This window comes from Chryseosolibacter indicum, assembly GCF_018598585.1.
GTDB lineage: Bacteria > Bacteroidota > Bacteroidia > Cytophagales > Cyclobacteriaceae > Chryseosolibacter > Chryseosolibacter indicus.
Window position 1 is genome coordinate 23,902 of the sequence record NZ_JAHESD010000061.1, and the last position, 9,860, is coordinate 33,761.

The 9,860-nt window shown below is 42.2% G+C and carries 6 protein-coding genes; 5 read left to right on the forward strand and 1 reads right to left on the reverse strand.

The features are described 5' to 3' along the window. Positions 1–26: 26 nt before the first annotated feature. A complete protein-coding gene (locus KK060_RS20065) occupies positions 27–884 on the reverse strand; it encodes a DUF808 domain-containing protein (protein ID WP_254155606.1) in 858 nt (285 codons plus the stop codon). A gap of 217 nt (positions 885–1,101) precedes the next feature. Between KK060_RS20065 and KK060_RS20070 the strand changes: the two genes are divergently transcribed. The 5 genes from KK060_RS20070 to KK060_RS20090 form a co-directional block, all read left to right on the forward strand. After that, positions 1,102–1,398, forward strand: coding sequence for a GIY-YIG nuclease family protein (locus KK060_RS20070; protein WP_254155607.1), 297 nt, complete (start codon positions 1,102–1,104; stop codon positions 1,396–1,398). 546 nt (positions 1,399–1,944) lie between these two features. Further along, on the forward strand, positions 1,945–3,759 hold the full coding sequence (locus KK060_RS20075; protein WP_254155608.1) for a carboxypeptidase-like regulatory domain-containing protein: 1,815 nt from the start codon (positions 1,945–1,947) through the stop codon (positions 3,757–3,759). A 16-nt stretch (positions 3,760–3,775) separates the two neighbouring features. Beyond that, a complete protein-coding gene (locus tag KK060_RS20080; RefSeq protein ID WP_254155609.1) occupies positions 3,776–5,224 on the forward strand; it encodes a glycoside hydrolase family 76 protein in 1,449 nt (482 codons plus the stop codon). Between the two features lie 17 nt (positions 5,225–5,241). Further along, the gene (locus tag KK060_RS20085; RefSeq protein WP_254155610.1) at positions 5,242–8,448 is read left to right on the forward strand and encodes a SusC/RagA family TonB-linked outer membrane protein; all 3,207 of its coding nucleotides are present in this window, start codon (positions 5,242–5,244) and stop codon (positions 8,446–8,448) included. 26 nt (positions 8,449–8,474) lie between these two features. Beyond that, positions 8,475–9,860: RagB/SusD family nutrient uptake outer membrane protein (locus KK060_RS20090; RefSeq protein WP_254155611.1), on the forward strand; the 1,386-nt coding region annotated here is incomplete at its 3' end.

Below are 9,860 nucleotides of genomic sequence, written 5' to 3' on the forward strand. Positions count from 1 at the left end.
TCTGTCATAGAGTATAACTCATCGCATTATCGGCGTATAAACTTTTTTACCACGCTCACAATTGCAACTGCAATTAATCCAAATACCAAGCCAAGTAAAAATTCTTTAAGAATCATTGGCAGTTGCGGAAGACTGTGGTGTAAGTATTCGATGTTATGAATGAAGATGCCTCCGGAAACCAGAAGCAGAGCGATAGTGCCCACAACTCCTAAGACCTTAATAACAAGAGGAAGCGATTTCACTAATATGGAACCGAGTGCCGATAATGGTCCTTGTCCATGTGATCGCTTTATAAGTTTATACCCGAGGTCATCCATTCGTACAATTAGTGCTACCAGACCATACACGCCTATTGTTGCAAGCAGCGAAACCACTGAAACTGTTATGATCTGTATTGCTAATTTTTCTTCAAGTACAGTGCCTAGTGCTATGATTACAATTTCTACAGATAGAATGAAGTCCGTGGTAATAGCGGATTTGATTTTAGTTTTTTCAGATTCACTCTTTTCTTCCTTCGCTTGTTCAAGTACCTCATGACCTTTTTTCGGTCGATGAAAAAGGAATTCAACGATTTTTTCCGCGCCTTCATAAGCAAGGAAGAGACCTCCTAATATCAGGATTACTTTTATTGCTACCGGAAAAAACGCAGTGAGAAGTAAGGCTATAGGGACAATGATAACTTTATTGAGAAAAGAACCTTTTGTGATGGCCCATAGTACCGGCAATTCCCGTGAAGCGAGGAATCCTGTAGCCTTTTCAGCATTTACAGCTAAGTCGTCGCCTAAAATTCCAGCAGTTTTGCGTGTTGCAATTTTACTTGTAACAGCAATATCATCCATTAAAGCAGCAACATCATCGAGAATAGAAAAGATACCAGAGGCCATATTTATTATTTGTAAAAACAGGTGCAAAATATAATTTAAAATGATCCAGAAATGGCACGATTAGAGAATACCTATCAGCTTTTAACTTTTTCAATTGTAGACGATTAATGACGAAATACGCTTTAATCGAAGAATTATAAAGACAGCAGTTGGTGAGGAAGGTCTTAAGCAGGAAATGCGGTTTTATTGCACGTTTAAAATTTCAGTAGTTTTGGCGATGCGCGCATCCGCATTTGTTTACATACTTACGGATAAAACAAGAACCAACTTGTATGTTGGAGTTACAGCTGATCTTCCTGCCAAATTGTGGGAACACCGAACAAAGCGATGGCCAAGTTCTTTTACTGCACGTAACAATATTTTCATTCTCGTTTATTATGAACCTTACGCTTACATGGCGAATGCAATAAAGCGCGAGAAGTTTGTTAAGGGTAAGGTTAGACAATGGAAGGAAGAGCTCATCAGTATGAAAAATCCTACATGGCGTGATTTAACCGATGATGTCTGCTCATAAAATCGTTTAGTTAGTACGCTCCTCCGGCAGGATTGTTTAAATTTTAGAAGAGTCTAGTTTATGTGTCTTCATCCTTTTTTTGGCAAAGCAGATCAGCTTGCGTTTTAGGCTTGATAAATCAGATACCATAGCTTCCGTGTGATAAGCCTTGTTTAAACTTTTTCAGGTAAAAGTTCACTTGACTATAAGTACTTAGATTTCGCCCCTATTCATACAAGCCTTCTAAAGTATTCGCAATATGGACGTGACCGGGAGGACGACATGCCCAACAACCGATCATATGCCGGTTAATTCATAGTACTTTTTACTCGTTTGGTTTTGATACCTGATTTTGGATCAAAAATTTCTGTTTCGACAGTATGCGTTTTTAGCCTGCTTTTAAAGGATTATTAAGTTTTTTCGGGTTATTAACCCGGTTTTAACCCATTATTTAACCAGCTACTGATAACGTTTGCAATAGGATTTGCAATCGAAAGCTGCCGGTTCAGAGTCTGCCTCTGATAGCAGCTACTGATGGAGATGTTAAAACCCTAAACTATTTAAACTATGATTAGAACTCTACGAATGTTTTTGTACTTCGTTTTGCTGGGGACGTTCATTTTATCGGTGAGTTCCTGTGACAAAGACGATGATCCCGTCAACAGTGGATTCGGGACAATAACCGGCGTTGTAACTGACGAAAACGGGCAACCCATTCCTGATGTTACGGTTACCGTTTCTGGCGTTAAAGAGGCGGATATTGCCGTCACAACAGGAGCGGATGGCCGGTATACAGCTGAGAACGTATCATTAAAATTACATGCTGTTACTTTCTCTAAACCCGAATGGTTGACAATAAGCAAAAGTGTTAGACCTGAAGATTTTACCACTGAAAAAGTAGCAACTGTAAATGCCTCTTTGGTAACAGCTATCGCCAAGATCACCGGTATCATTACTGATGCAAAAGGAGGTGGCGGACCACTAAGTGATGTAACGGTGACGGTAGGTGTTGCAGGCACGGTGAAGAGCGGTGCTGATGGAGCCTATACTATTGAAAACCTTGTTGTCGATAACTACACGGTAACATTTAGCAAAACTAACTATGTCTCTATTACCCGCCAGGTAACGCCAGCTGACTTTGTTAATGACGTGGTAACGTTGAACGTGACGATGGGAGCTAATGAGCTTCTGCGTGGTTTAACAGCTGACAATCTTAAAACTGCTGATAAGTGGTATTACAATGAATACAGGGGGGGACGCAATAGCGATGGTGGTGTTCATTGGGACTGGTCAGTTGATTACATGAGTACGCTCGATTTCCGCGGCGCATGGGAGGAACAAAATGAAGGTACAACGCTCCAAATCAGGAATAATGAAGGTAGTGATCGCTCTAATCCGGCCGACCTTAATGTATTCGATTCATTCGTATTTGGAAGTAAAGCAATTACGGCAGATAACAAAATCATGTCGTTAAGAGTCCGTACACACAGTGCTAGTGCCTCAAGTCCCGCGTATTGGGGTGTGCAGGTGGTCGATCTTTCAGCACCTGAGCCGATTGCAGTAAAAATTGGTGATAATAAAACACTGGCATCAGAAAATTACACAGATTTTGAATTTGACCTTAGTGCTTATGTTGGCAAAGAGATAATTATTGCCATAGGTACCTACCGTCAGGCCACTGGCGACTATTGGAAACAACTTGTTCTTCGTGCCATTCGCTTTGCCGACAGAAAAGTATCCAATACCGATTGGCTTCCCGGTACTGAGGTTGTTGCAGGCTGGAAATTGACCACGGAAACAGTACGCTCTACCATGGTGCACACAAAAAAATCCTTCACCGGTATTAGTCCGGTAGGTGGCAACCGTGATAATTATGTAGATGGTTATCGTTCATGGCGAGGAATTTCACATATCGCAAAAGAATGGACACTTGTTCCGGTGAGTAAGGATACCGAACCATTTGCGGGGGAGGGGTACCTGATCAAAACACAGAGTAGTACTCCAGTAAATACCACCATACCTCAAGCATACTTGTATGCAAAGTTTGCCATAGCCGCAGGTAGTAATCAACTCACATTCCGCGCGCGCAATTTTGGTAGCAATTATACTTACTTCAAGCTTTCAGCGATAGAAGATAACGGAACGGTTACGCACGTTCAGCCTCAATCGAATACAGCGCAAGACGCTAGTGCTGCCGCCGACGGCTGCTGGAGATTTAAACATGGTAGCGGGGATCGTAATAACCCTAATGATTATGCGTCGTTTGTCTATGATCTGTCACAATTTAATGGCAAAAATGTAACACTTGTTCTCGGAGTGTACAAAGGCGGTGCTGATACAGACGAAAATAAGCTGGTATTCTACAGTGTTGATTTGAACTAAAAGAAATGATTATACAATGAAAAAATTTCAAAATATGATTTCTGTCTTCAGTCTTGCTTTGTTAATGACTGTAGCATCTTGTAGTGACTCAGGCTCTGAACCTGGTCCTGACGGGCCTCCTGCTGAGGTAAATCTTTCCGAACAGAATCTTCTCCGTGCGATGGAAATAACAGACAAGGCTGTTGAGGCTCATTTTACTGGAGACGGCATGGCAATGGCCAGATATTATAATCCTTATACGAAAATACGCTCACAAGAAAAAGGCAGCGTTTGGATGTATACCAGTGCTATTGAAGCGGTAAATGCTATTCTTCATGCGCTTAAAACACAGCAAGAACATGGTAACGCCGCACTTTACAACGAGCATTTCAATAAATATTCAGATTTGCTACAAAGATTGTATGATAATGCAGATTATTATCTGGGAACTTTCGAACTAACCTCTTACACCCAAACCAAGCAATGGACAGTATACGGTGTGAATAGAGGCGGTTCAAAGGGCGGAGCGCAAGTCGCCGGCATCGAGAATGTGTATGACGATCAGATGTGGCTTACACGCGAATTACTGGAGTCTTATAAGATCACTGGTAATAATGCATACTTGCAAAAAGCTGAGTACCTAACGGAGTATGTGTTGGACGGATGGGATTGTACACGCGATGCTAATGGTGAAGAACGTGGTGGTATCACTTGGGGACCTGGTTATGTAACCAAACATTCATGCAGCAATGGGCCTATAGTAAGTCCGTTAGTATGGTTGCATGAGTTGTACAAAGACAAAGGTGATGAGGTAACGCATCGTTACATAGATCTAACGGATAAACAAACACGTTTAACAGCTCAGGTAAAGAAAAGTGACTACTACCTTGATTTCGCTAAGAAAATATATGCGTGGCAGAAAAATCAATTACTGCGTGGTGATGGTGTTTATGATGATATGCGCGGTGGCTGTTCTCCTGGTCAACCTCAAACGGAAACTGTTAACGGAACTGCATACCGCATTGGAACAAACTGTCAGGACCGTGTTGGGCCAGCCATCAGTTATAACAGTGGTTCAATGCTGTCAGGTGGTGCAGACTTATATCGTGTAACAGGCGATAACCTTTACCTGGAAGATTCAAGAAACTTATCAGATGCAAGCTTCCAATACTTTGCCAAGCTCGGCAGGAATAAAGCTGATTATTACACTTATGACATCAGTGGTTTCAATAACTGGTTCAATGGTGTGTTAATGCGGGGTTACGTAGATGTATATCCTGCTTACGGTAAGGCTTCTGATTATATCAGTTCTTTCCAAAAGAACCTTGACTATGCTTATGATAACTTTCTTTATGAAGGTTTCCTTCCCACTAATCTACTGGTAGGATGGAACCGTGATAAAGGTAAGAATAACGCAGAAGGTATGTTCAGCTTTGCTTTCGCTGCGGAATATGCAGTACTATCCAGATACGAACTTCAAAAATAATTAAAGCATTTAGCATCATGCAGAATAAATACAAACAACTATTAAAGACGCTGATGATGTATTCCTTGATTGGAGTCATTATCCAGTGCGTTGTTTTGGCTTCCGCTTTTGCTTCGGGAGCGATACAACAACAAGACATTACCGTTACAGGTACTGTTAGAGATGCAGACGATCAATCAGGTAATCTGCCTGGTGTGAACGTTTTGGTAAAAGGAACTACTCGGGGAACAACAACCGATGCAGACGGGAGATATACCATTCAGGTAGACGACCCAAACGCCACTCTGGTTTTTTCTTTTATCGGTTACTCCACGCAGGAAGTGGCAGTTGCTGCACGGTCTGTCGTTGACGTAGTCCTTGCTCCCGATATTCAACAACTTGGTGAAGTGGTAGTAGTTGGTTATGGTACACAGGAGAAGGTTACTTTGACTGGGGCTGTTTCTAACATTAGAACAGAGGAGTTACTTCGGACCAAAAATGAAAACCCTCAAAATATGCTTACCGGTAAAATTGCTGGTGTTCGTGTATGGCAGAAAAGTGCTGAGCCTGGTACCTTTAACAACAACTTTGATATCCGTGGTTTTGAAGGTACTCCCTTGGTTGTTATCGATGGTATTCCACGTACCATGGCTGATTTTCAACGCTTGAATCCGAGTGATATCGATGATGTATCTGTGTTAAAAGATGCTTCAGCCTCTATTTATGGGGTTCGTGGAGCCAGTGGTGTAATGCTTGTAACCACAAAAAAAGGTACAAGAGGAAAACCTACTATTACGTATAACGGCTCATATACGCTTCAGCAGCCAGTTGGATTTCCTAGACTGGCTGACCCCTACCAAACCATGACACTGTACAATGAGAAAGCAATGAACAAAGTGGAAGGCGGAAGTATTATTTATGGACCCGATAAATTTGAAGAATTTCGTAGTGGTGCTCGACCCACTACGGACTGGAATTCATTATTGATCTCGGATTTCTCGCCGCAAACGCAGCATGATATCAGCATTAGCGGAGGAACGGACAAAACTCAATATTACATAGCAGGAGGGTATCTTTTCCAGGAAGGCATTTTCAAGTCCGGAGATTTGAATTATAACAAATTCAACCTGCGTTCCAACATCACTACAGAAATTGCGAAAGGGTTAAAGCTTAACCTTAATCTGAGTGGTTTTGCTGATACACGTAATACACCGTATGCAGGTGCAACGGACATCATTCGCAATTACTGGCGTCAAGGAGTATTGTTTCCGGCATATGCAGATGCTGACAACACGATGCTGAGTTACGAAGGCCTGGATCTGGAGGAGAATACTGTAGCAAAAATGCGGTCGGATATATCGGGCTATCGTAAGTATCAACAAAAAAACTTTCAGTCTTCTGCATCCCTTGATTTTGACTTTGGAACGGTGTTACCAGAATTAGAAGGTTTATCTGCAAAAGCCTTGATTAGCTTTGATTATCGCAATGATGATAATAAGATTTATCGGAGGGAGTACTACCAATATGCACTTGATCCATTAACAAATACGTATACTGCAAAATTGTACAACAATAGTTCACCCAATCAGATGCGGCGTGAATTGTATAGCAAGCAGCAAGTGCTGGGACAGTTCCTGCTAAATTATAATCGCACGTTTGGCAATGATCACAAAGTGACGGGTTTGTTAGGGGTTGAAAGTCAAAAGCGCACGGGTGATAATTTTTATGCACAACGCGATCTTGCATTTGCGATGGAGTACTTGTTGGGTGGCGTAGATGAGAACCAGGTTAGTGGAATGTCGGGCAATATGAATGACCTGTATGCAATTAACTATAACGCGGTGCTCGGAAGATTAAATTATACTTTTGCTGACCGTTATATTGTTGAAGGGCAGTTTCGCTATGATGGTTCCTCAAAGTTCATTGAAGATGACCAGTGGGGATTCTTCCCTTCGGGATCAATAGGTTGGCGTTTATCTGAAGAATCTTTTTTCAAATCTTCTTCTACCTTGTCATTTGTTGATCAGTTGAAACTACGTGCTAGTTATGGTGTGCTTGCAAATGACGAAGGCATGGCATACGACTGGGCAACAGGTTATACTTATCCTGCCGTAGGAAACAATGCGGAAAAAGGATATTATAATGAATACGCTCCTGGGTACATGTTTGGCGGTAAGTTTGTATATGGTGTAGATAATATCGTGTCTAACAAACAGCTAACCTGGTGGACAGCTAAGATGTTCGATGTGGGTGTAGACTTTGAGGCATGGAATGGTCTGTTTGGATTTTCAGTAGATTACTTTGATCGCCGCAGGGAGGGACTTTTTGAAAGCCGTAAATCGGAAATTCCTACGGTGGTAGGTACCAAGGCACCTAAGGAAAACGTTAACAGCGATCGTCAGTTCGGTATTGACATGACGCTTTCACACCGTAATACCTTGGGCCAACTTGCTTATGGAGTAAAAGTCATAGGTACAGTTACACGTAGACAGTGGTTAACTGCCGTGCAGAATGGCCCATATGGAAACTCGTATGATCGCTGGCGCCACGATAACCTAAATGACCGTTATCAAGGAATTCAATTTGGGTACGAAAAAGCAGGACGTTATGAGAATTGGGAAGACATCTGGTCATATCCTATCTACAAAGACCGCGTCGTACTACCAGGGGATTATAAATACGAAGATTGGAATGGCGATGGCGAGATTAACGCAGAGGATGAGCATCCTTTTGCATTCGATCAAACACCCTGGGTAAACTTCAGCTTGGCCTATAATGCTTCATATAAGAATTTTGATCTGAACTTTCTCTTTCAGGGTACAGCGCTTGGCTCAATGCAATATAAAGAACCATTGTACTCCATATGGGGATCCAATGGAGGTGGTACCCTGGAGCAATACTTAGACCGTTGGCACCCTGTTGATCCGCTGGCAGATCCATACAACGTTGAAACTGAATGGGTGAGTGGCTACTATGGTTACACAGGAAGTTACCCCCGCGATAACTCGCAATTTAACCGTGTAAGTACAGCGTATCTCCGTCTTAAGAGTATCGAATTTGGTTATACTTTGCCGAAGAAGATCCGCGCATTTTCTTCAATGGATGTGCGCGTGTTTGCCAATGCCTACAACATATTTACAATTACAGGTGTGAAGTTTGTGGACCCTGAGCATCCTGAAGATGATAACGGAAGATTGTATCCGCTCAATAAAACGTATACAGTTGGCGTTTCGGCGAGGTTTTAAGCTTTATGTTAAAAATTGATTATACTATGAAGAGGATACATATATTATTCCTGATAAGCTTATTCTATTTATCTGCTTGTGCGGATCTTGACGTTGCCCCTCCAAATGTTGTTGGGGACCAAACGCTTTTAACAAGTGAATCGGGTATGAAAGTTTATCTTGCCCGCATGTATAGCAGGATGCCATTTGAGGATTTTAAATACCTAGCACAGCGGGGAATAGAGTATGACTCATGGTTAGGCTCGATGGGAATTGAAGGTACAGGAGAGGCTGTGAACCGCGATGGGATAACTACCGCATTTACGAAAGAAAATACTCCTTACTGGACTGATGCATTTGTTTTGCTACGCGATGCCAACTACCTAATTGAAACATTGCCAGAATATAAAGGCTCTTTTGCTGAAGTTACCTACAATCATTATTTAGGAGAAGCTTACTTTGTACGTGCCTTTGTATTCTCTGCTATGGCACGACGTTTTGGTGGTGTTCCCTTGGTTACAAAGGTTATACGTTATCCTGGAGATGAAGAGCTAGAAGTACCTCGTGCTTCCGAGGAGGAAACCTGGAACCAGGTGCTTGCGGACTACGATCAGGCCATCGCCTTATTGCGACCAACTAGTATGGAAAGAGGAATGTCTAACAAGTATGTAGCGTTGTCCTTCAAATCGGAAGCGATGCTGTATGCAGGAAGCGTTGCAAAATATAACGAGACTGTTAACGGACGTCTTACAGGGTTAGGACAAAAAACAGGTGTACGTGTAATGGGTTTTGCTCCAGAGTCGGCGCAAACTGCTTCCAGGAAATATTTTAGAGAGGCCTACCTGGCTGCCAGGGAAGTAATGAATAAAGGTGGATATTCCCTTTACAAGAAAAGATGGGCGGCGAATGATCGTGAAGCGCAATACCAAAACATGGTAGACATGTTTAGCGATTTGACAAGTACTGAAAACATTTTAGTAAGAGAGTATGGCTATCCAACGTTCACACATGGCTATGATGCATACAGTGCCCCGTTTATATTTAAATCGCCACTGGCATCAGGCACATGCCCCACACTTGATTTTCTAGAGTTATATGAAGGCTTTGATCGTTATCCCGACGGGACAATAAAGGTAACTACAGGTTCATCTAACGAACAAGGACAATACCTGATGTTCGATTCGCCAATGGACTTTTTCAAAAACGCCGAACCCCGCCTCCGTGCGTACGTCATCTTCCCAGGTGACCAGTTTAAGGGTAGAGAAATTGAAATACGTGCAGGTGTATATACTGGTCCTACACCCATAAGTCCGTTATTTAATAATTACTCTTATGGTGATGCTGAAACGCGTTATCAAGGCTTATCCGCTTATAAAGGTGGTTCGAAAACACTTTTTCTACGCCCACGGGAAGGAAACGGTCAGGAACTCATA